The following is a 21,925-nucleotide window of genomic DNA, read 5'->3' as shown; positions in this document are numbered from 1 at the left end:
GCCGGCATTTCCATGACGGGAGGATGAGCGGCGGTGACGACCATCGCAGACCGTTACCGGCTGGACCCCGTCCACATCGGCAAGGGCGGGATGGGCGAGGTATGGGGCGCCACCGACACCCGGCTGCGGCGCCGGGTCGCGGTGAAGATCATCAGTTTCCCCGACGGCAGGCCCGACCCCGAACTGGTCCGCCGGTTCGTCCGCGAATCCCGCCTCACCGCGCGCATGGACCACCCCGGGGTGCCCATCCTGTACGACGCCGACGAGGTCACCGACGGGCCGTTCGCCGGGCGCCTCTACCTGGTCATGCAGCTCATCGACGGGATCGGCCTGGAGGACCTGCTGGCCGAGCACGACCCGCTCCCGGTCGGCTGGGCCGCCGCGATCGCCGCGCAGGCCTGCGCCGTCTTGGACCATGCGCACGGCATGATGCTGGTCCACCGCGACCTCAAGCCCAGCAACCTGATGATCGACCGGCACGGCGGCGTCAAGGTGCTGGACTTCGGGCTGGCCGTCGCGCTGGACGCCGATGAGCGTTCCCGGATCACCGGCTCCAACCAGATGCTGGGCACGCTGGCCTACATGGCGCCCGAGCAGTTCCAGGGGCAGGCCGGGCCGTTCAGCGACCTGTACTCGCTGGGCTGCGTGCTCTACCGCATGCTGAGCGGCCGCAACCCCTTCGACGGCCCCACCCAGCCCGCCCTCATGCACGCCCACCTTTATGAAGAGCCCGCTTCCCTCCGGCGGCTGCGCGCGGAGGTGCCACCCGACCTGGAGGAGCTCGTCCACCGCCTGCTGGCCAAGCGGCCACAGGACCGTCCGGCCTCCGCAGCCGAGGTCTACGACCTGCTGCTGCCGCACATCGGCGAACTGCCGGCGCTGCCGGGAGCCGTCGCCCCGGGCCGTAGCTCCGCCCGCATGTACGCGGGCGTCGTGGGCCGGGTGCTGCTTCCTCCGGCCGCCTCGTCCGCCACCGTCTCGGCCGGGAATTCCTTCAGCCTCGGGGAAGTGGCCAAGGCCCGGCGGCAGGCGCAGCGGCTCATCCGCGAGTCGCGCTACGACGAGGCGCTCCGTGTGCTCAGCCGCATCTCCCAGCGTGCCGAAAGCGCTCTGGGCGCCGACCACTCCGAAGTGCTCGACCTGCGCAGGGAACACGCCGACGCCCTGTTCAAAGCCGGCGACTACCCGGCCGCGGCCGCGGCCTTCCGCGCGCTCGCCCAGGATCTGGCCCGCCGTGACTCTCCCGATGCCGACACGGTGCTGCACCTGCGCCTCCAGGAGGCCAACAGCCACGCCCTCGCCGGTGACACCGGCCGGGCCCTGCGGCTGCTCGACCGGCTTCTGGACGACCAGCGGCGCATCTACGGCAAGGACGATGAACGGGTCCTGGAACTGCGCCGCCAGATCGGCCTGCTGCTGTACGGGGCGGGCCGGGTCGACGAGGCGGTGCAGGCGCTGCAGGAGCTGGCGGCCGACCTCGAACGCCTGCACGGCCACGACCATGAGGCCGCCCGGAACGTCCGGCCGGGGGGCGGAAGCGCGGAGCCGGGGCGGGGCGTCGGGAGCGCTGCCCGGCAGCGTCCATGATCTGAAGGCCGCCCGGATCCGGGGCATCCGGTGTGCCTTGGCGCGGACCGGGTTGCCGGAGCCGGCCGACAAGGGCTGCATCGGCACGGGCCGGCCGGTGCTCACTCCTTACAAGGGACGCGGCAAGTCCGAAGTGCTCAAGGAGGCCAAGTGGGCTCACGCCCCGGCCGCCGCGGCCCGGCCGAGCGGGCCATCGCCCAGCTGAAGACCCGGCGAATCCTGCACGGGCTGCGCTGCTGCCCGCATCACGCCGGCCATCGATGGGACGGGCTGGACGTCAGGCCGAGGCGGCGAACAGGCCGCGGGCGGCGAACAGCTCGGCCACCAGGTCGCCCTGGCGCTGCAGCTTCCGGGCGCACGCCTGGGCGGCCCGGTCGGGGTCGCCGTCGCGCACCGCCTCCCAGATCGCCCGGCTGCCGTCGCGTTCGGCCTCGATCGCGCCGGGCACCAGGGCGAAGAAGTTGCCGGGCACGATGCCGACCATGGCGCGCAGCACCGCCCGCAGCCGGGGCGAGCCGGCCGTCTGCAGGATGAGCCGGCCGAAGTCGCGGCTCAGGCGGGCCACCGCCGCCGGGTCTTCTGCGCGCTGCAGCGCCCGGCACAGCTCGTCCAGGTGCGCCACCATCTCCGGCGTGCGGCGCTCGGTGGCGCGCCGGGCCGCGAAGCCGAACACCAGGCCGTACAGCGTGTAGTGGTCGCGGACCGCGGCCTCGTCCAGGGCGCCGATGAACGCGCCGCGGTGCGGCTTGATGGTCACCCAGCCCTCGCGTTCCAGCGACAGCAGCGCTTCGCGCACCGGGATGCGGCTGACGCCCAGCGCCCGGGCGATCTCGTCCTGGGGAACCCGGTCGCCCTGCCGCAGCCGCCCTTCGAAGATCAGCCTGCGGATGTAGAGGGCGACCTGTTCGCCGCTGCTCCGCCGGACCATCGCCTCGTCGGGCGGAGGCAACGGTGTTAAAGGGGTTCGCCTGCTACCCCCTCGTGGTTCTTCCCGTCCGCGGTGGATCTTCTCCTCAGCTCGTGGTGGCGCTTCTCGCAATTGACTGTCATTTTATATACATAATCAAGTCTACGGAGTGTGGCGATCCTGTCCCGTGGCGGAGCCCTCCTCGCGCCTCTGGCTCGCGGCGGACCCCGGTGTTACCGTCAATTGAAGAACCCTCTTTAGTCCGTCCCCGGAGGACGACCATGGCGCGTTTCCCCTTCCCGATCCCCAACGGCTGGTTCGCCGTGGCGCGCAGCGACGAGCTGAAGACCGGCCAGGTCAAACCCGCCCGCTACTTCGGGCGCGAGCTGGCGGTCTTCCGCACCGCCTCCGGCGAGCCCCGCGTCGTGGACGCCTACTGCCCGCACCTGGGCGCCCACCTGGCCCACGGCGGGCAGGTCAGGGGAGAGCTGCTGGAATGCCCCTTCCACGCCTGGCGCTTCGACGGCGTCTCCGGCCGCTGCGTGGAGGTGCCCTACACCGACGCCGACCCCTCGCCCAAGGCCCGGGTCCGCTCCTACCCGGTGGTCGAGCGGTTCGGCCTGATCTTCGCCTGGCACCACCTGGGCGGCGCCGACCCCTACATCCCCATGCCGGAGATGAAGGAGTTCGACGACCCCGGCTGGAGCGAGCCGGTCTTCCACGAATTCCGCTTCGCCACCTGCGTGCAGGAGATGGCCGAGAACAACGCCGACTACGTGCACTTCAAATACGTGCACGGCATGGAGACCATCCCCGGCGGTGAGGTGGACTACGACGGCTTCGTCAAGATCGTCACCGAGCAGCAGCAGTTCAAGAACAAGGAGGGCAAGGTCTACACCCTGGAGTTCGTGCGCAAGTCCTACGGGCTGGGCCTGGGCGCGCTGCGGCTCAAGGGCGTGATGTCCTTCATCTCCTCGGTCAGCCCGGTGGACGAGGAGAACGTGCACGTCCGCTGGGTGTTCACCTTCCCCCGCGGCATGGAGAGGTTCTCCCCGAGGATGATCGACGAGTTCGTCAAGCAGATCAGCGAGGACGTCCCGATCTGGGAGAACAAGATCTACGTGGAGAAACCGCTGCTGATCAAGGGCGACGGCCCGATCACCGAGTTCCGGCACTGGGCCCGGCAGTTCTATGGTGAACACGTCCCCGAGCGGCCGTGGCTGCCGCCCCGCCTCAAGCGCCTGGAAGGCAGTGGTGTCTGACCGACCTTCCCAACCGTCCCGGACGCGCGGCGCCGGGACCAGGGAGGCCATCTTGGACGCCGCCGAACGGCTGATGGCCGAGCGCGGCATCACCGGGGTGTCGCTGAACGAGATCAACACCGCCGCCGGGCAGCGCAACACCGCGGCGCTGCACTACCACTTCGGCGGCCGGGACGGGCTGCTGCGGGCGATCCTGCGGCGGCACGGCCCCTGGCTGCGGGCCCGGCACGAGGAGCTGTACGCCCGGGCCACCGCCGGCGGCCGCACGCCGGACGTGCGGGGCCTGGTGGAGGTGATCGTGCTGCCGCCGGCCGAGTACGTCGGGCTGGGCCCCAGCCAGCGCGCCGCGATCCGGATCTGGACCTCGGCGCTGGCCCAGCCCGCGCTGGCCATCGAGGACGTGCACACCCTGGTGGACCCTTCGCTGACCCGGGCGGGCCGGGAGCTGGTGGAGATCCTGTCCCGCGGCATGCCCCGGCGGCTGGCCGTCGAGCGGCTGGTGGTGGCCTCCCAGTCGGTGCTGCACGTGCTGGCCGACCGGGCGCTCGCAGAGGACGCCCCCGACAGCCGGCGGCGCCCGCTGCCGCTGCCGCTGGTGGCGCGCAACCTGGTGGACATGACGGTGGCCGCGCTCACCGCCCCGGTCGGCGCGGCCACCCGGCAGGAGATGGAGCAGACCGCGGGCCTTGCGTGACCGAGGGCTCGCCAGGGGCACGCTGCGAATCGACGACGTGTGACAGACCCACCGGGCCGGTGGCGCGGCCAAGACAACTGCCCCGAACCGCCCTCGGCCCACTACCGGCAGAACACCGGCTGCTTCTTCGAGGACTCGTCGAGACCGAGCTGCTGGAGACGGTCGGTGTGGACAATGTCACCTTCGAGACCGGCTGCCTTCAGGACGGCACCCGGCCGCACTCCCGCCAGGCCCCTCGAAGCCCGGACCGATTCACAAGATCGCTCAGGGAGCGCGACCCGGCTGCTGGTGCTGGACCCGCCCGAATGACGGACGGACACGGCCGGTTCACAAGCATCGGATCGCCCCTGCGCCCCGCCCGCCGAGACGGCGCCACCCGGCATGTGCCGGGCCGCCGCGCTGCTAGTTTTGAAGGAAACAGCGGCGGTGCAAAGCCGTCCATCGGACCCAGAGGTGAGAACGATCCCGCGCAGACAGGAACCCGCCCTGCAGGGGGCCCGGGCGGCGAGCGGGCCCGACCTGCTGCCGAGCCAGACCCTGTCCCGGATGAGCAGCGGTGAGCAGGTTCGGCTCTACGTGCGGCGGTTGATCTTCGATGGTGTGCTGCGTCAGGGGCAGCGGGTTCCCCAGGACGCGATCGCCCAGACGCTGGGCGTCTCCCGCATCCCGGTGCGCGAGGCGCTGATCGCGCTGGAGCGCGAGGGATGGATGACGATCGTCCCCCACCGGGGGGTGTTCGTCAACGCCCTGGACGAGTCGTCGGTCCGCGACCACTACGAGCTGTACGGGCTGTTTTACGGGTTCGCCGTGCGCCGCGCGATCGAGCGCCGCGGCCCGGAACTGGCCGATCAGCTCGCCCCCCTGGCCGCGCAGATCGCCGAGACCACCGACACCGAGCAGCTGCAGGAGCTGACGCAGCGCTTCCACCGCCTGGTGGTGGACGCCGCGCAGTCCCCCCGGGTGCGCAGCCTGCTGCGGCAGATGACCGGCATCGTCCCCGGGAACTTCTTTGAGCTGGTGCCCGGCGCCGACGCCGTGGAGCGGCGCGGCACGGCCGCCATCGTCGAGGCGATCCGCAACGAGGACGCCGCCGCGGCCGAGGCCGCGTACGCCAAGATGCTCCGCGAGGAGGGCGAGCTGGTGGTGGAGCTGTTCCGCAAGCGCGGCATGTTCGAACAGCCCGCCGAGACCGTCCCGTCGTGACCGCGTGCGGCGCCTCCGCCGGCGGGGGCGCCGCGAGCAGAGCCGTTCAACGAGGAGATGCGCGAAGGCGGCCGGGCCTTCGCCGGACGCCGCGACCCCGGTGCCCCGCCCTTCCGCGCCGGCGGCGGGCTGTGACCTCCGCCGGGTCAGGCGCCGGGCGCCACGAAGACGGCCTCCGGCACCTGGCGCAGATGGGCCGGTGCCGGCCGGTCCCCGGCCTTCAGCTCGGCGATCTTCCGTGGTGATGCCCGGTGAAGGCTTCGCGGGCGAGCACCTGCTCGGCCGCCTCCAGGACCTGGCCCCTGCTGAGCGCCCGGCGCTGCTTCCGCAGGACGCGCTCGGTCATCGACGCCTTGCGACGGCCGCGCGCCTCGCAAGGCGCCCCGGCACCCTCGGTTCGCCGCGGAAACGGCGGGTTGGAAAGATGCAGTGAGCCTTGTCCGGCACCCGGGCGCCGGGCGCGGGAACCCCGGCGATGCCCGGCCGGTCGGCCTTCGCAGGTTGCGGCATCGTCCCCGGGCCCGATGGACCCGTATGCCACCTGAGGGAGCGGCGTGCCGGCAAGGCCCGGCGATGTCGTCACGACCGTGGCGAAGACGATCCCAGTGAGGTTGAAGTTGACGCAGTCTTCGACGTCCAAGCCGTCCCCGCACCCGGCCCTGACCGGCCGCGAACAGGAGGCGGGGGAGCTGGCCGACGCGGTGCGGCGGCTGATCGGGCTGACCATGGACGCCCCGGCCCCGCCGGAGGTGACCAAGGAGGCCGTCCGGGCCCTGGAGGCCGTCGCCGACATGCTGCAGCGGCACGTGCCCGACCCGCCGCTGCCCAAGACGCTGCTGCACGAGCCCGACCCCGGCGACGGCGACCTGGGCGCGCGGATGCCGTTCGATAACGTCATCGGCCGCTACAACCCGCTGGCCCTGCCGCTGGAGCTGGAGTTCGACCGGGAGGCCGACCCGCCCCGGGCGCTGCTGCGCGGCGCCTTCACCCGGGCCTATGAGGGCCCGCCCGGCTGCGTGCACGGCGCGGTGCTGGCCGCCTCCTTCGACATCGCGTTCGCCGCGGCCAATTTCATCGCCGGCATGCCCGGCCCCACCGTCCGGCTGGAGATCGACTACCGCCGTCCCACCGCGCTGCACGCGCCGTGCGTGTTCGAGGCGTGGGTGGAGTCGCACGACGACCGCCGGGTGCGCACCGTCGGCCGCCTGGTGCAGCGCGACAAGGTCACCGTCGAGGCGGTGGGGGACTTCGCCAAACTCGACCAGTCCCAGATCGCCCGGATGGTCGAACGCACCCGCTGACCGCCTCCGCGCGGCGCCCGCCCGGCCCGGCGCGCCGCGCGATGGGGATGACCAGGGAGGATTAAGGGAAGGGCGGCGTGCGTTGCGGGTGTGATGAAAATCGCCCACGGAAAGGGGAGACATGCTGTTCGGTGACGAGCACGTGCGCCGCTACGAGGAGACCGACGGGGCGGTCGGACACGACTGGGAGAAGGGCGCACCGGTTCTCATCCTGACCACCAAGGGCCGCAAGAGCGGGCAGGAGCGCAAGTGCCCGCTGATCTACCAGGAGCACCAGGGCAACTATGTGGTCGTGGCCTCCAAGGGCGGCGCCCCGGACCACCCTCACTGGTACCTGAACCTGCAGGCAGACCCTGAGGTGCGGGTCCAGGTCAAGGCCGACAAGTTCACCGCGCGGGCGCGCACCGCCGAGGGCGCCGAGCGGGACGAGCTGTGGGCGAAGATGGCCGCCGTGTGGCCGGACTACGACGAGTACCAGAAGAAGACCGACCGCCAGATCCCGGTGGTGGTGCTGGAACGGATCTGACCTTCCGGCCGGCGGGGTGGGGAGGTCAGGCCTCACCCCGCCGCTCACCGGCTGACCGGCCCTGCCTGCGACTGCACCCCTTCCCCGAGGTCGCCGACGCCGCGTCCCGGCGGCTGTGCGGGACGGCGTCCACCGCTGCCATACGGGTGGAAGCGGCCCGGGACGCGTTGGAGCCGGCCGTCCGCTGCGGCGGGCGCGTTGCCATAATGCGGGCGACTTGATCAGGGAGGGGCGGAAGATGGGGCGTCTGGCGTGGACGGACGGGCTGAGCGAGGTCCAGCGGGAGATCCTGGACACCATCGCCGAGTTCGTGGACCGGGAGGTGCTGCCGGTCGCGACCGAGCTGGAACACGCCGACGCCTACCCCCAGCGGATCGTCGACGGGCTGAAGAAGCTCGGGGTCTTCGGGCTCACCATCCCCGAGCAGTACGGCGGGCTCGGCGAGTCCCTGCTGACCTACGCCCTGGTGGTGGAGGAGCTGTCCCGCGGCTGGATGAGCGTCTCGGGCATCCTCAACACCCACTTCATCGTCGCCTACATGATCGGCCGGCACGGCACCGAGGAGCAGAAGGCCCGGCTGCTGCCGAAGATGGCCACCGGCGAGGTCCGCGGCGCGTTCTCCATGTCCGAACCGGACTGCGGCTCGGACGTGGCCGCCATCCGCACCCGCGCCCGCCGCGACGGCGACCACTACGTCATCGACGGGCGGAAGATGTGGCTGACCAACGGCGCCACCGCCAATCTGATCGCCCTGCTGTGCCGCACCGACGAGGGCGCCGACTCCCCCCACCGCAACATGACGACCTTCCTGGTGGAAAAGGAGCCCGGCTTCGGCGAGGTGGCGCCCGGCCTGACCATCCCCGGCAAGATCGAGAAGATGGGCTACAAGGGCGTCGACACCACCGAGCTGCTGCTGGACGGCTACCGCGTCCCCGCCGGCAGCATCCTCGGCGGCGTCCCCGGCCGCGGCTTCTACCAGATGATGGACGGCGTGGAGGTCGGCCGCGTCAACGTGGCGGCCCGTGCCTGCGGCGTGGCGCGCCGGGCCTTTGAGCTGGCCATCGACTACGCCCAGCGCCGGGAGACCTTCGGCAAGCGCATCGCCGACCACCAGGCGGTGCGCTTCCGCCTGGCGGAGATGGCCACCAAGGTCGAGGCCGCCCACCAGATGATGGTGATGGCCGCCCGCAGGAAAGACTCCGGCCGGCGCAACGACCTGGAGGCCGGGATGGCCAAATACCTGGCCGGCGAGTACTGCAAGGAGGTCGTCGAGGACGCCTTCCGCATTCACGGCGGCTACGGCTACTCCACCGAGTACGAGATCGAGCGCCTGTACCGGGAGGCGCCCATGCTGCTGATCGGCGAGGGCACCGCCGACATCCAAAAGATGATCATCGGTCGCCGCCTGCTGGAGGAGTACCGGCTGGACTGACGCCACCCGGCGGATTTGCGGCCGACGCCGGCCGGGGCGGCGTGCAAGTGCGTCCTGCGGGTCGTCCGGGCGGGCCGGGACGTTCGCCGGGCCCGGCTGCGGCGGCCTGAAACCGTCGAAGAACGGTGGGGGCCTCCGGCGCGTCCGCTTCTTCGGCGACCGGGGCTTTTGCCTCGTTGCTCTCGGCGGTCACCGCGCAGTGAATCGATGACGGCCGCCGTCCCGTATGCGCGGGACGGCGGCCGTCCTGTCGGCGGGGCCGGCAGTGGCTAGGCCGTCCGCCGGGGCGGCGGCCTCGCCCTCGCACGGCCCCGTCCTGCGGTCAGGGATGGCTTGCCCTCACCCGGTATACCCAAGCACTTACTTGGTCATTACTCTCTTTGCCGGTTCTTGAAATCGGCGAAAGGGACGACGGATGCCGGCTGCACCGATGATCGAGGAACGCCCCGGGTGCGGGCTGGGGGCCAAGCTGTTCGCCCGGCTGATGCGCCGGACCCTGCGGCCGATCATCGCCCGCCTGCCCTGGACGCCGCTGGCCCTGCGGATGGCGGGGCTGCTGGACTACGCCGGGGTGCTCATCGTGCGGCCGCGCGGCGCCCGGACCGTCAAGGTCACGGCCCTGGACTGCGCGGCCGAATGGGTCTACGGGGCCGGGGTGTCCCCCACCACCCGGAAGGTGATCCTCTACTTCCACGGCGGCGGCTTCGTCGCCTGCGGCCTGCGCACCCACCGCCGGATGATCGCGCGGATCTCCCGGGCGGCGGGCATGCCCGCCCTGTCGGTGGCCTACCGCATGCCCCCCAACGTCACCATCGCCACCGTCCTGGAAGACTGCGTCAACGCCTACCGGTGGCTGCTGGAGCAGGGCTATGAGCCCGAGGACATCGTCGTCGCCGGGGACTCGGCGGGCGGCTACCTCAGCTTCGCCATGCCGCTGCACGCGATGCGCGCCGGGCTGCCGCGCCCGGCCGGGATCGCCGCCCTGTCGCCCTTCACCGACCTGGACGTGGACCGCAAGATCGCCCACCCCAACGCCCCCATCGACCCCTACATCCCGGCGCCGCGCATCCGGGACATGGTCCGCCTCGTCTTCCCCGGCGTCGAGCTCACCGATCCGTGGCTGTCGCCGGTGCACGCCGATGTGCGCGGCCTGCCGCCCACGCTCATCCAGGCCGGCTCGATCGAGGTGCTGCTCGGCGACGCCGAGACCATGGCCCGCCACCTGGCCGCCGCGGGCGTGCCGTGCACCCTGCAGATCTGGGAGGGACAGGGGCACGTCTTCCAGGTCTTCGCCGACATCTGCCGCGAGGGCCTGGCCGCCATCGCCGAGATCGGCGCCTTCGCCCGGCAGGTCACGGCCGCAGGCGACCGGCAGCGGGCCGCCTGAGGTGCGCGATCAGGAAGAACCGGGCAGCCGCGCGGCGACCTCGCGCAGCGCCTCGGCGAGCACCTCGGCGGGCTGGGCTCCCGACACCGCCCACTTCCCCTCGAACAAAAAGAGCGGCACACCGGTGACGCCCAGCCTGCGGGCCCGCTCCAGCTGCCGCTCCACCTCCGCCGTGCCCTCGTCCGACTCCAGCGACCTGCGCACGGCATCGGCCTGCAGACCGGCCTCGCCGGCCAGCTCGGCCAGCGTGCCGACGTCCCCCAGGTCGCGGCCCTCGGCGTGCTGGGCGCGGAAGAGACGCTCGACCACCGCGTCCTGCACGCCCGCCCGTCCGGCCAGCTCGATCACCCGGTGCGCGTCGCGGGTGTTGACGTGCAGCGCTTTTTCGGGGGCAAAGGGCAGGCCCTCGGCGGCGGTCAGCGCGCGCAGCCGCTCGTGCGCCGCCGCCACCTTCTCGGCGCCGCCGAACTTGACGGCCAGATGCTCGTTCATCGGGACGGCCGTGGCCGGGGCGGTGGGGTCGAGCTGGAAGGGCCGCCAGGTCACCTCGACCCGGCCGGCGAAGCCCGCCAGCGCGGCACGGAAGCGGGCCTGCCCCAGGTAACACCACGGGCAGACCACATCGGAGAAGATCTCTACGTTCACGTCCGGGTCCAACCGATCTTGCCGCCGCGGCATTCCGCCCATACCGCCGCGTCCGGCTCGACGGGATCGCCGCGCGGTCCGGCCGGACGAGAAACGACCTGCGCGGGCGGGGACGCGCCGGTCTTACCGGGAAATGACCTCCGCACCGGGCGCCCTCGAGGCAGGATGCCCGATGTGACCGTCTTGAGGACCGAGCGGCTGGTGCTGACCCCCGTCCAGCCCGGCGACCACGCCCTGCTGCGGGAGCATTGGGGCCGCCCGCAGGTGCGGGCCTTCCTGTTCGACGGCAAGGCGCCCACCGCCAAGCAGGTCACCGGCCTGATCGAAGAGAGCATGCGCGGTTTCGCCACCGACGGCCACGGCCTGTGGACCGTCCGGCTCGGCGACGGCGGCACGTTCGTGGGGACCGCCGGGCTGCTCCCGCTGGACGACACCGGAGAACTGGAGGTCCTCTACAGCCTGGAGCCCCAATGGCGGGGACGCGGCCTGGCCACCGAGGCCGCCCGGGCCGTCCTCGACCACGGGCTGGGCGCGCTGGGCCGCCCGCGCATCCTCGCCGAGATCGACGAGGGCAACCGCGCCTCGGCCGCCGTCGCCGAACGACTGGGCATGCGCCCGTGCCGGATCGTGCCGGGCGTGCTCGGCCCGATGACTCGATACACCACCTGACCTGGGCGGATTCACCCGGAATCAGTCCGTCGGGCGTTGCTGGGTGTGCAGTTGGTCACAAATAAGTGACAAGTTACCGGTGAGTTGGAAGGGGCTGCACGACACACCGGAACGGCGCCGATCACGCCGATTGGCCGCCCGCACAGCGTCCCGGCCCCGGTCGATGGGACCCGGTCTAATGGCACGCGAGCCTGCTCGCCTACCATCCCTGCCATGACGGTGCCGCCTGACGACGTTTCGAGCCCGCGCGCACCGCTTGCGCTGGCCGCCGACTTCCCGGCCGCCGAGCGCGATCGGTGGCGGGAGCTGGTGAAGGGTGTGCTGCGCAAGTCCGGCGCGGCCACGGAGGAGACCCCCCTGGAGGAGGTCGAGGGGCTGCTGACCCGGCGGTCTTACGACGGCGTCCCCATCGCCCCCCTCTACACCGCCGCGGAGGCGGTCGACGCCCGGCCCGGCCTGGCGCCCCGCGTCCGCGAGGTGACCCCCGAGGGCGAGGACGGCCTGGCCGCCTGGGACGTGCGGCAGCGGCACGCCCACCCCGACCCCGGCGCCACCCGCGAGGCGATCCACGCCGACCTGGACAACGGCGTCACCTCCCTGTGGCTGACCCTCGGCGAGGGCGGGTTGCCGGTGAGCGCGCTGGCCGACGTCCTCAAGGGCGTCCACCTGGACATCGCCCCGGTGGTGCTGGAGGCCGGCGCCCACACCGCCGAGGCCGCCGAGGCGTTCTTGACACTGGTCACCGAGCGGGGCCAGGCCGCCACCGCGCTGGGCAACCTCGGCGCCGACCCCCTGGGCCTGGCCGCCCGCACCGGGCGGGCCGGTGACCTGGCCCAGGCCGCCGCGCTGGCGGTGCGGTGCGTCCGCGAGTTCCCCCGGCTGCGCGCCCTGACCGTGGACGCCACCCCCTACCACGACGCCGGCGGCAGCGACGCCCAGGAACTGGGCGCCTCCATGGCCACCGCCGTGGCCTACCTGCGCGCCCTCACCGACGCCGGCCTGAGCGTCACCGAGGCGTTCGGGCAGCTGGAGTTCCGCTACGCCGCCACCGCCGACCAGTTCGCCACCATCGCCAAGCTGCGCGCCGCCCGCCGGCTGTGGGAGCGCATCGCCGAGGTCTGCGGCGCCGGGCAGGTCGTCCAGTGGCAGCACGCGGTGACCTCCACCCCGATGATGACCCGCCACGACCCGTGGGTGAACATGCTGCGCACCACCATCGCCTGCTTCGCCGCGGGCGTCGGCGGCGCGGACGCCGTCACCGTGCAGCCGTTCGACCTGCGGCTGGGGCTGCCGGACGCGTTCTCCCGGCGCATCGCCCGCAACACCCAGACGCTGCTGCTGGAGGAGTCCAGCCTGGCCCGCGTGGTCGACCCGGCCGGCGGCTCCTGGTACGTCGAGCGGCTCACCGACGACCTCGCCCAGGCCGCCTGGGACTGGTTCACCGAGATCGAAAAGGCCGGCGGCATGGCCGCGGCGCTGGAGTCCGGGCTGGTCGCCGAGCGGATCGCCGCCACCTGGCAGCGGCGCCGCGAGGACCTGGCCCACCGCCGCGCCCCGCTGACCGGCGTCAGCGAGTTCCCCAACCTCGGCGAGGAGCTCCCCAAGCGCGAGCCGGCCCCCCAGCCGCCCGGCGGCGGGCTGCCGCGCGTCCACTACGCCCAGGACTATGAGGCGCTGCGGGACCGCAGCGACGCCCACGCCGCCGCCACCGGCGAGCGTCCCAAGGTCTTCCTGGCCACGCTCGGGCCGATCGCCGCGCACACCGCCCGCGTCACCTTCGCCGCCAACCTCTTCCACGCCGGCGGCATCCAGACCGTCACCGGCGAGCCCGCCGAGTTCGCCGCCAGCGGCGCCAAGGTCGCCTGCATCTGCTCCAGCGACAAGCTGTACGCCGAGCAGGCCGCCGACGCCGCCCGCACCCTCAAAGAGGCCGGGGCAGTTCGGGTCTGGCTGGCGGGTAAGGGCTCCTACGAAGGGGTGGACGCCAACATCTACGCCGGCTGCAACGCCGTCGAGACGCTGCAGACGACCCTGCGCGACCTGGGAGTGGCCGAATGATCCCCGACTTTTCCAACGTGACGCTGGGCCGCCCGGCCCGGGCGGACGAGGCCGCCGCCCGCTGGCGCGCGGCGGTCACCGAGGCCACCGGCAAGGAACCGGAGGCCTTCACCTGGGACACCCCCGAGGGCATCGCCGTCAAGCCCCTCTACACCGCCGACGACCTGGCGGAGGTGGACTTCCTCGGCACCTACCCGGGCATCGCGCCGTACCTGCGCGGCCCGTACGCGCCGATGTACGTCACCCAGCCGTGGACGATCCGCCAGTACGCCGGGTTCTCCACCGCCGAGGAGTCCAACGCCTTCTACCGGCGCAACCTGGCCGCCGGGCAAAAAGGGCTGTCGGTCGCGTTCGACCTGGCCACCCACCGCGGCTACGACAGCGACCACCCGCGGGTGCAGGGCGATGTGGGCATGGCCGGGGTGGCGATCGACTCCATCCTGGACATGCGGCAGCTCTTTGAGGGCATCCCGCTGGACCGCATGAGCGTGTCGATGACCATGAACGGCGCGGTGCTGCCGATCATGGCGCTCTACATCGTCGCCGCCGAGGAACAGGGGGTGAAGCCCGAGCAGCTCGCCGGGACCATCCAAAACGACATCCTCAAGGAGTTCATGGTCCGCAACACCTACATCTACCCGCCCGGGCCGTCGATGCGGATCATCTCCGACATCTTCGCCTACACCTCCCAGCGGATGCCGAAGTTCAACTCCATCTCCATCTCCGGCTACCACATCCAGGAGGCCGGGGCGACCGCGGATTTGGAGCTGGCCTACACGCTGGCCGACGGGGTGGAGTACATCCGGGCGGGCCTGGAGGCGGGCCTGGACGTGGACGCCTTCGCGCCGCGGCTGTCGTTCTTCTGGGCGATCGGCATGAACTTCTTCATGGAGGTCGCCAAGCTGCGCGCGGCCCGGCTGCTGTGGGCCAAGCTGGTCAAGGGCTTCGATCCCAAGAACCCCAAGTCGCTGTCGCTGCGCACCCACTCCCAGACCTCCGGGTGGTCGCTGACCGCCCAGGACGTGTTCAACAACGTGGCGCGCACCTGCATCGAGGCGATGGCCGCCACCCAGGGCCACACCCAGTCGCTGCACACCAACGCCCTGGACGAGGCGCTGGCGCTGCCCACCGACTTCTCCGCCCGCATCGCCCGCAACACCCAGCTGGTGCTGCAGCAGGAGTCCGGCACCACTCGCCCCATCGACCCGTGGGGCGGCAGCGCCTACGTCGAACGCCTCACCTACGACCTGGCCCGCCGCGCCTGGGAGCACATCCAGGAGGTGGAGGCCGCCGGCGGCATGGCCAAGGCCATCGACGAGGGGCTGCCCAAGCTGCGCATCGAGGAGGCCGCCGCCCGCACCCAGGCGCGCATCGACTCCGGCCGCCAGCCGGTCATCGGCGTCAACAAGTACCGCCCCGACGCCGATGAGACCATCGACGTCCTCAAGGTCGACAACGCCGCCGTGCGCGCCCAGCAGATCGAGAAGCTGCGGCGGCTGCGCGCCGAACGCGACGAGGAGAAGGTGCGCGCTGCGCTGGACGCCCTCACCGCCGCCGCGGCGGCCATCCAGGACGGCACCCGCGGGCCCGGCCTGGAGCAGAACCTGCTGGCGCTGTCCATCGACGCCGCCCGCGCCAAGGCCACCGTCGGGGAGATCTCCGAGGCCCTGGAGAAGGTGTTCGGCCGCCACCAGGCCCAGATCCGTACGATTTCGGGTGTGTACCGAGAAGAGGCCGGGGCGATGAGCAACATCGAGCGCGCCCGCGCGGCCACCGCCGAGTTCGAAAAAGCCGAAGGGCGCCGCCCCCGCATCCTGGTCGCCAAGATGGGCCAGGACGGCCACGACCGCGGCCAGAAGGTGATCGCCACCGGCTTCGCCGACCTGGGCTTCGATGTGGACGTGGGCCCGCTGTTCCAGACCCCGGCCGAGGTGGCCCGCCAGGCGGTCGAGGCCGACGTGCACATCGTCGGCGTCAACTCCCTGGCCGCCGGTCACCTGACGCTGGTGCCGGCGCTGCGCGAGGAGCTGGCCGCGCTCGGCCGCGACGACATCATGATCGTCGTGGGCGGGGTCATCCCGCCGGGGGACTTCGAGGAGCTGCGCGCCGCCGGCGCCGCGGCGATCTTCCCGCCCGGCACCGTGCTGGCCGACGCCGCCCTGGAGCTGCTGAAGGAACTGTCGGCCAGGCTGGGGCACGGCGGCTGAGGTCCATGCCCGATCTGGACGATTACGTCAAGGGGGTGCGGGAGGGCTCCCGGGCGTGGATCGCGCGGGCGATCACGCTGGTGGAGTCCACCCGCCCCGACCACCGCGAGCTGGCCCAGCGGCTGCTGACGGAACTGATGCCCTACACCGGCAACGCCCGCCGGGTGGGCATCACCGGGGTGCCGGGGGTGGGCAAGTCCACCTTCATCGACGCCCTGGGCACCAACCTCACCAAGGCCGGGCACAAGGTCGCGGTGCTGGCGGTGGACCCTTCTTCCACCCGCACCGGCGGCAGCATCCTGGGCGACAAGACCCGCATGGCCCGCCTGGCGGCCGACCCCAACGCGTTCGTGCGTCCCTCCCCGTCGGCCGGGACGCTCGGCGGGGTCGCCAAGGCCACCCGCGAGGCCATGGTGGTCATGGAGGCCGCCGGCTACGACGTGGTGCTGGTGGAGACGGTCGGGGTCGGCCAGTCGGAGACCACCGTCGCCGAGATGGTCGACACCTTCCTGTTCCTGACCCTGGCCCGCACCGGCGACCAGCTGCAGGGCATCAAGAAGGGCGTGCTGGAGCTGGCCGACGTCATCGCCGTCAACAAGGCCGACGGCCCGGATGAGCCGGTGGCCCGCAAGGCCGCCCGGGAGCTGGCCGGGGCGCTGCGGATGCTGCGCCCGGCCACCGGGGAGCGCGCCCGCGACGTGCCGGTGCTGACCTGCAGCGCCCGCGACAACGTCGGCGTGGACGAGGTGTGGCGGCACATCGTCGAGCACGCCGACCGCCTGGCCGCCACCGGCGAGCTGGCCGCCCGCCGCCGCGAGCAGCAGATCCGCTGGACCTGGGCGATGGTCCACGACCGGCTGCTGGCCGACCTGCACGCCCACCCGGCCGTCCGGGAGCTGGCGCCGGTCTTGGAACGCCAGGTCGCCGAGGGCGCCATCACCCCGGCCGTGGCCGCCGACCGCATCCTGGCCGCCTTCTCCGGTTCTGAGCGGTAGCACGGCGGCCGCCCGGCCCGGACGCGCCATGGCCCGGGCCTCGGGTGGCCGCCGCCTGCACGGCCGTCCTGCCGGTATGCCTCCCGGCAGGACGACCGTTTTCTCAGCCGGATTCCTCCCGGCATGGCCGGAGCCGCTCGCAGAGGGCCCCGCGGCGTGGGGCGCGGCGGGGCATGCGCCGGAAATCCCCAGGTCGCCGGGAAGAGGGGTCAAGAGTTGATTCGGTGTCCCGTCGCAGCCGTCCAGCATCCGCTAAAAAGGCCTAATGGACGTCATCGCGCTGGGTGATCCGACGGATGCGCAGATCGAACAATGGCAGGCGGTGGTGGCCGCCGTGTGGGCCCACGACCGCCCCGGCGAGCCGGCGCCGGATCTGGAACAGACCCGCTCCCGGCTGCTGGAACCCCCGACGACCTCCCGCAACCTGATGTGGGCGGCCCTGGACGAGGGACGCATGTGCGCGGTGGCCTGCCTGCGCCTGCCGCACGACCCGGACCGCTCCGGCGAGATCGACATACAGGTGCTGCCCGGATACCGGCGGCGGGGCATCGGCACCCGGCTGCTGGCCACGGCGGCCGACGGGCTGCGCGCCGCGGGCTGCAAATCGGTGATCGTGCAGGCGGTGGCCGGCACCCCCGCGGTGCCCTTCCTGGAGGCCCGCGGCTTCCGCTGCGTGCTGTCGCTGCGCGCCATGCTGCTGCGCATGGACGACATCGACCCCGATCGCCTGGCCGCCCTGGTGGCCGCGGGCCCGTCCGGCTACCGCCTCACCCGCTGGACCGGCGCGGTCAGCGACGAGCTGGCCATGGAACTGGCCATGGCCAAACGCGCCATGGCCGACCTGTCACTGGCCGGCCCCGGCGGCGGGTCGTTCCGCTGGGACGCCGTCCGGGTCCGCGAGATGGCCGAGGCCGTCGCCGCCCGCGGCGACCTGCTCTACACCGTCGCCGCCCTGTACGGGCCCACCAGCGCTCCCCGCATCGCCGGCTTCACCGAGGTCGTGGTCCCCTCGGCCGCTCCCGAACGGGCCCTGCAGTACGACACCGCGGTGGTGCCCGAGCACCGGGGCAGGCGGCTGGGCATCTGGCTGAAGGCGGCCATGCTGCAGTGGCTGCGCACCGAGCGTCCCGAGGTACGGGAGATCGAGACCGACAACGCCGACGACAACTCCCACATGCTCGCCGTCAACGAGGAGCTGGGCTTCCGCCACCAGCGCGACTACCTCGACTATCAGGCCGACACCGCCGACCTGCCGGCTCTTCCCCGCTGAGGAGGGCTTCGCGGTCGTCCCCTCAAAGGGGCCTGGCCGGTGGCGAGACGGCCATATCGGTGTGCCGGTGTCGTTTGCTCTGGGGAGCTGGTGCCTCGAGCCGCTTTCCCGCGGCCTGCCGCCGTGGGCCGGGGATTGTGCTCTTTGGGCGGCCGTTGTGCGGGACGGCCGGGGCGTCTCCCGCCAGGGGGCGCCGCTGGGAACGGCCGTTCCGGCCGGGTGGGTTTCCTCGGCGGCGGGGTCTTTCCGGGAGGGCACCTTTTGATGGGACAGTGGGCGCCGTCGTTTCCTTCCGGACGGTTATCCCCAGAAGCCGGTTCTGCTTTTTTGTGCCCTCTTCCTGCGCGAACCTCAAAGGGCACGACTCCCGATCCGCAGGATGCCAGGAGGCACCCATGGGCGCGATGCTGTCCCTGACCATCCCCGAGACCACCACCACCCGCTTCCTCATCGCCACCGATGAGCCCGCCGCCCCCGGCATCCGGCGGCTGCGCGACGCGCTGCCCGCCGGGGGATTAGCCCGCACCGCCCGTGACCTGCTGACCTCCCCGCTGCTGACGGTCACCGGCTGCCGCGCCGCCGACTCGCCCTGGGCCGCCCGGCTGCGCGACCTGGGCGGCGGCGAGACGGAGCTGAGGGAACTGCGCTCGGCCCGCTGCCATCTGGTGGTCACCTCGATCGCCACTCCCGCCGCCCAGCCCCGCCACGCCCAGGCCGCCCGGCTGGTCGCCCGCACCCTGGCCGCCGCCACCGCGGGACGCGTCGCGGACCTGGCCGCCGGGCTGCCGCTGACCGACCCCACCGGGCCCGAACCGGAGCGCTTCAAGCTCTGCGACGACTGGCTGGGCGTCTTCGTCGCCCCCGACACCGGCCAGGGCGTGCGGGCGGCCACCGCCGGGCTGCACCGCTTCGGGCTGCCCGAGCTGCTGGCCCGCCGCGTCCCCTACGAACGGCTGCGCACCGCCGTCAACGTGCTGCGCGGCCTGGCCTTCCGCCTGCAGGCCGACCAGCGGTCCTGGCTGTCGACCGCCCCCGCCGCCGGTTCCTGGCGGCTGCCCGCCGACACCGAACTGGACCCCGGTGACGTCCTGCGCTACTGGGACGTGGCACCCCCCGATCTGGGCGGCCCCATCCCGCTCCGGCTCGTCCCATGCCCCGCCGACTGCCCCGAGTGCGGAACCGCCCTGCAGATCGCTCCGCCTGACGGCGGAGAGGACGCGGCCTGGTGGACCCGCACCGCCGCTCCCGCCGTCCCGACCCACCTGGTTCCCCCTCCGGGCCGGTCCTCTCCCTGACCCCGGCCGCCCGAGCCGCGGGCGGCACCGCTCCCGGCGGCGGAGCCAGGGCGGCTCCTATATCGCCGCCCTGCTCCGCCGCCGGTGCTTCCGGAGACCGTTCAACACGTGGCCTTGAAGGCCGGGGACGGGAACGGACCCTCCACGGCACGGCAGGAACCGGCAGGGCATGGTCTTGAGAGCCGGGGGCGGGAGTCTCGGCGATGCTCGGTGCCATGCCGTCGCGGCTCACAGCATCCTCCCCGACGGCGACGCGGCCGTCCCGGCCCGCGGAGACGGCGTGCGGGAAAGCCCAGCATGACGGCAGGCCCGAAGAAGAACCGCCCCGCTCACATCGACTTCGCAGCCCGGCACACGAAAGCGCCGCGCATGCCGGCATCACCACGGCTACCGGCCTCCTGAGAACAGCGCTTGCCTTTTCGTCAGAGCATGCGAGCGGCTCCAAGAGAAACCGCTCTCTTGTCGGTGAGCAAGGAGGCGCCACGGGCCGGTCCGCCTCGCGAGAACCCGGCGTTGGAACCCGCCGCCCCCGGTGGGGGAGCGGGAGGCAATGAGCGGAAAATGCCTTGCCCTCACCCACCCGAAAAGGCACTCTGATCAGCGACCGGCGGAGCGAGTCGAAATGGCGGAATTCATGAGGCTTTTCCTTGCCGCTCGGCGGCCGGCGCGGCGTGCCGCCGGTGCGGCGGACGGGACCGGCCGGCGGCGCGAGCAAGCCGGGAGGAGGTGAAGCGGTGAGCGTGCTCGTCCTGAACGCGTCGTATGAGCCGTTACAGCGAGTGGACCTGCGGCACGCCATCCGCATGCTGGTGCGCGGGGTGGCCGTCGTCGAGGAGGCGGAGGAAGGCCGGATGATCGGCGCTTTCCCCGTGCCGCGGGTGCTCAGGCTCGTGCGATACGTGGCCATGCGGTGGCGCCACGGCAAACGCCCCCCGTGGAGCAGACGCGGCGTCCGTCTGCGCGACCGCGGACTGTGCGCCTACTGCGGCAAGCCGGGCAACACCGTCGACCACATCGTGCCGCTGTCGCGCGGCGGCGGCGACACCTGGGAGAACACCGTGCTGGCCTGCGGCAGGTGCAACAACCGCAAGGGCAGCCGCACCCCGGCCGAGGCCGGGCTGAAGCTGCGCGTGCAACCGCGTGTGCCGCGCTGGGACGAGCTCATCGGCCGCTGAGCGGGCGGTCCGGACCGCCGCCGGACCGCCCGCCCGTCTTGAACCGCTCACCCGGGCTCCCGCTTTGGAATGCCGCTCGCCCAGGGGGGTTCGGGAAGATCACCTGGCCGGCCCGGCGAGGGGAGCGGTAACGGGGTGCGACGTGATTTTTGTGATCATGTCGTGATATGCGGGGAGAACGTGATAGCGTGCCGCCCGGCTTCGGCAATGCTCCCAAGGAGACGAGTGTGGCGGCTTTCAACGCGTTCTTCGAGCAGATCGGCGATGAGCGAAATCCTCGCCGGCCTGCGCGTCGGAGCACGCCGTGGAAACGGTGCGCGTTGCTCGCCCTCCTGACGGTGACCGGTGCGCTGGTCCCGGCGCCCGGGACGGCCGGTGCTCTTCCCACGGCACCGAAAGATCCCAAGAAGGAGTACGCCGAGCTCAAAAAGCGCGCCGAGCGGCTGTCCAAGGAGTACCGGGGCGAGCTGATCGCGCTGGAGGAGGCCAAGAAGGCGGCCGAGCGCGCCACCGACGAGGCCGAGCGGCTCGATGCGGAGCTGGCGTCCGCGCAAGAGGCGGTCGGCCGCCTGGCGTCCGCCTCCTACATGCGCGGCGGCCTGCAGACCATGGCGCTGTTCGCCGCCGACCCCGCGGCCGTGATCCGGCAGGCCGCGGTCCTGGAGCACCTCAACACCGACAACGGCCGCCGGGTGCAGCAGCTGCAGGCGCTGACCGCGCGGGCCGACCGCGCCCGCAAGGACGCCGAGGCCAAGGTGTCCGAGGTCCGCGAGCAGATCAAGGACCTGGAAGGGCAGCGCGAGCGGGTCACCAAGCTGCTGGCCAAGTACAAGCCGCAAAAACCCTCCACCGGCCGCCCCGACGGCGCCCTGAAGAGCAAGTCCCCGATCATCGGGAACACCATGACCGCCCGGATGCGCTCGGTCCTGCTGGCCATCGACAACAAGTTCGGCCCGTTCCCCGCCATCGGCTGCTTCCGCAACAACGACCCCCAAGACCACGGCTCCGGCCACGCCTGCGACTTCATGGAGAGCACCGGCGGCAAGATGCCCAGCGCCAGCGCACAGGCCCACGGCGACGCGGTCGCCCAGTACGCCATCAGCAACGCCTCCCGCCTGGGCATCAAGTACGTCATCTGGAAGCAGCGCATCTGGGACGTCCGCAGCGGCGGCGGCTGGCGCACCATGGCCGACCGCGGCAGCATCACTCAGAACCACTACGACCACGTGCACATCTCCGTGCTGTGACCTGGCGCCTTCGCCTGAAGCCGGAGGCTCTTCCCCGTGCCCCGCGTCACCGTCCTGGTTCGTCC

Annotated in this window: 19 protein-coding genes; 16 read left to right on the top strand and 3 right to left on the bottom strand. The window is 72.3% G+C overall.

The annotated features are described in order from the left end of the window. The first annotated feature begins 33 nt into the window (after positions 1 to 33). Positions 34 to 1,587, top strand: coding sequence for a serine/threonine-protein kinase (locus tag BUE48_RS12500; RefSeq protein ID WP_286989857.1), 1,554 nt, complete (start codon positions 34 to 36; stop codon positions 1,585 to 1,587). A 277-nt stretch (positions 1,588 to 1,864) separates the two neighbouring features. Here BUE48_RS12500 and BUE48_RS12490 read toward each other — a convergent pair whose 3' ends face one another. Then, the gene (locus BUE48_RS12490; RefSeq protein ID WP_286989856.1) at positions 1,865 to 2,515 is read right to left on the bottom strand and encodes a GntR family transcriptional regulator; all 651 of its coding nucleotides are present in this window, start codon (positions 2,513 to 2,515) and stop codon (positions 1,865 to 1,867) included. Positions 2,516 to 2,775: 260 nt separating this feature from the next. On the opposite strand from BUE48_RS12490, the gene BUE48_RS12485 reads away from it, so the two are divergent. The 3 genes from BUE48_RS12485 (at position 2,776) to BUE48_RS12475 (ending at position 5,653) form a co-directional block, all read left to right on the top strand. Further along, positions 2,776 to 3,756, top strand: coding sequence for a Rieske 2Fe-2S domain-containing protein (locus BUE48_RS12485; RefSeq protein WP_286989855.1), 981 nt, complete (start codon positions 2,776 to 2,778; stop codon positions 3,754 to 3,756). Positions 3,757 to 3,808: 52 nt separating this feature from the next. Next, the gene (locus tag BUE48_RS12480; protein WP_052305497.1) at positions 3,809 to 4,450 is read left to right on the top strand and encodes a TetR/AcrR family transcriptional regulator; all 642 of its coding nucleotides are present in this window, start codon (positions 3,809 to 3,811) and stop codon (positions 4,448 to 4,450) included. 546 nt (positions 4,451 to 4,996) lie between these two features. Beyond that, positions 4,997 to 5,653, top strand: a complete 657-nt coding sequence (locus BUE48_RS12475; protein ID WP_041441670.1) for a GntR family transcriptional regulator — start codon at positions 4,997 to 4,999, stop codon at positions 5,651 to 5,653. Positions 5,654 to 5,873: 220 nt separating this feature from the next. Here BUE48_RS12475 and BUE48_RS12470 read toward each other — a convergent pair whose 3' ends face one another. Next, positions 5,874 to 5,999, bottom strand: a complete 126-nt coding sequence (locus BUE48_RS12470; protein WP_286989854.1) for a hypothetical protein — start codon at positions 5,997 to 5,999, stop codon at positions 5,874 to 5,876. A gap of 271 nt (positions 6,000 to 6,270) precedes the next feature. Between BUE48_RS12470 and BUE48_RS12465 the strand changes: the two genes are divergently transcribed. From BUE48_RS12465 to BUE48_RS12450, 4 genes are all read left to right on the top strand, one after another. Further along, positions 6,271 to 6,954 carry a PaaI family thioesterase gene (locus tag BUE48_RS12465; RefSeq protein ID WP_012852857.1) on the top strand — a complete coding sequence of 228 codons (684 nt, stop codon included), beginning with the start codon at positions 6,271 to 6,273 and terminating at the stop codon, positions 6,952 to 6,954. 121 nt (positions 6,955 to 7,075) lie between these two features. After that, complete coding sequence (locus tag BUE48_RS12460; protein ID WP_012852856.1) at positions 7,076 to 7,480, top strand: nitroreductase family deazaflavin-dependent oxidoreductase; 405 nt, start codon at positions 7,076 to 7,078, stop codon at positions 7,478 to 7,480. Positions 7,481 to 7,718: 238 nt separating this feature from the next. After that, complete coding sequence (locus BUE48_RS12455) at positions 7,719 to 8,912, top strand: acyl-CoA dehydrogenase family protein (protein WP_012852855.1); 1,194 nt, start codon at positions 7,719 to 7,721, stop codon at positions 8,910 to 8,912. Positions 8,913 to 9,327: 415 nt separating this feature from the next. Further along, positions 9,328 to 10,299: an alpha/beta hydrolase gene (locus BUE48_RS12450; RefSeq protein ID WP_012852854.1), complete on the top strand. Its 972-nt coding sequence runs from the start codon at positions 9,328 to 9,330 to the stop codon at positions 10,297 to 10,299. Between the two features lie 9 nt (positions 10,300 to 10,308). On the opposite strand, the gene BUE48_RS12445 is transcribed toward BUE48_RS12450, so the two are convergent. Beyond that, positions 10,309 to 10,944 (bottom strand): DsbA family oxidoreductase, encoded by a 636-nt coding sequence (locus tag BUE48_RS12445; protein WP_041441665.1) that lies wholly within the window; start codon positions 10,942 to 10,944, stop codon positions 10,309 to 10,311. A gap of 174 nt (positions 10,945 to 11,118) precedes the next feature. Between BUE48_RS12445 and BUE48_RS12440 the strand changes: the two genes are divergently transcribed. From BUE48_RS12440 to BUE48_RS12405, 8 genes are all read left to right on the top strand, one after another. Further along, complete coding sequence (locus tag BUE48_RS12440; protein WP_169313020.1) at positions 11,119 to 11,613, top strand: GNAT family N-acetyltransferase; 495 nt, start codon at positions 11,119 to 11,121, stop codon at positions 11,611 to 11,613. Positions 11,614 to 11,826: 213 nt separating this feature from the next. Then, positions 11,827 to 13,671 carry a methylmalonyl-CoA mutase family protein gene (locus tag BUE48_RS12435; RefSeq protein WP_012852851.1) on the top strand — a complete coding sequence of 615 codons (1,845 nt, stop codon included), beginning with the start codon at positions 11,827 to 11,829 and terminating at the stop codon, positions 13,669 to 13,671. Further along, positions 13,668 to 15,878, top strand: coding sequence for a methylmalonyl-CoA mutase (gene scpA / locus BUE48_RS12430; protein WP_286989852.1), 2,211 nt, complete (start codon positions 13,668 to 13,670; stop codon positions 15,876 to 15,878). Before BUE48_RS12435 ends, scpA begins: the two co-directional genes overlap by 4 nt. A 5-nt stretch (positions 15,879 to 15,883) precedes the next feature. Continuing rightward, positions 15,884 to 16,873 (top strand): methylmalonyl Co-A mutase-associated GTPase MeaB, encoded by a 990-nt coding sequence (gene meaB / locus BUE48_RS12425; protein ID WP_012852849.1) that lies wholly within the window; start codon positions 15,884 to 15,886, stop codon positions 16,871 to 16,873. Between the two features lie 265 nt (positions 16,874 to 17,138). Further along, positions 17,139 to 18,143: a GNAT family N-acetyltransferase gene (locus BUE48_RS12420; protein ID WP_012852848.1), complete on the top strand. Its 1,005-nt coding sequence runs from the start codon at positions 17,139 to 17,141 to the stop codon at positions 18,141 to 18,143. 395 nt (positions 18,144 to 18,538) lie between these two features. Next, complete coding sequence (locus tag BUE48_RS12415; RefSeq protein ID WP_286989851.1) at positions 18,539 to 19,438, top strand: hypothetical protein; 900 nt, start codon at positions 18,539 to 18,541, stop codon at positions 19,436 to 19,438. Between the two features lie 734 nt (positions 19,439 to 20,172). After that, positions 20,173 to 20,613, top strand: coding sequence for an HNH endonuclease (locus BUE48_RS12410; protein WP_012852846.1), 441 nt, complete (start codon positions 20,173 to 20,175; stop codon positions 20,611 to 20,613). Between the two features lie 227 nt (positions 20,614 to 20,840). Next, positions 20,841 to 21,860 (top strand): coiled-coil domain-containing protein, encoded by a 1,020-nt coding sequence (locus BUE48_RS12405; RefSeq protein ID WP_012852845.1) that lies wholly within the window; start codon positions 20,841 to 20,843, stop codon positions 21,858 to 21,860. The last annotated feature ends 65 nt before the right edge of the window (positions 21,861 to 21,925 follow it).

Source organism: Thermomonospora sp. CIF 1, from assembly GCF_001896795.1.
GTDB lineage: Bacteria > Actinomycetota > Actinomycetes > Streptosporangiales > Streptosporangiaceae > Thermomonospora > Thermomonospora curvata.
Note: the sequence above shows the minus strand (reverse complement) of the source record. Positions and strands in the feature narration are given on the sequence as shown.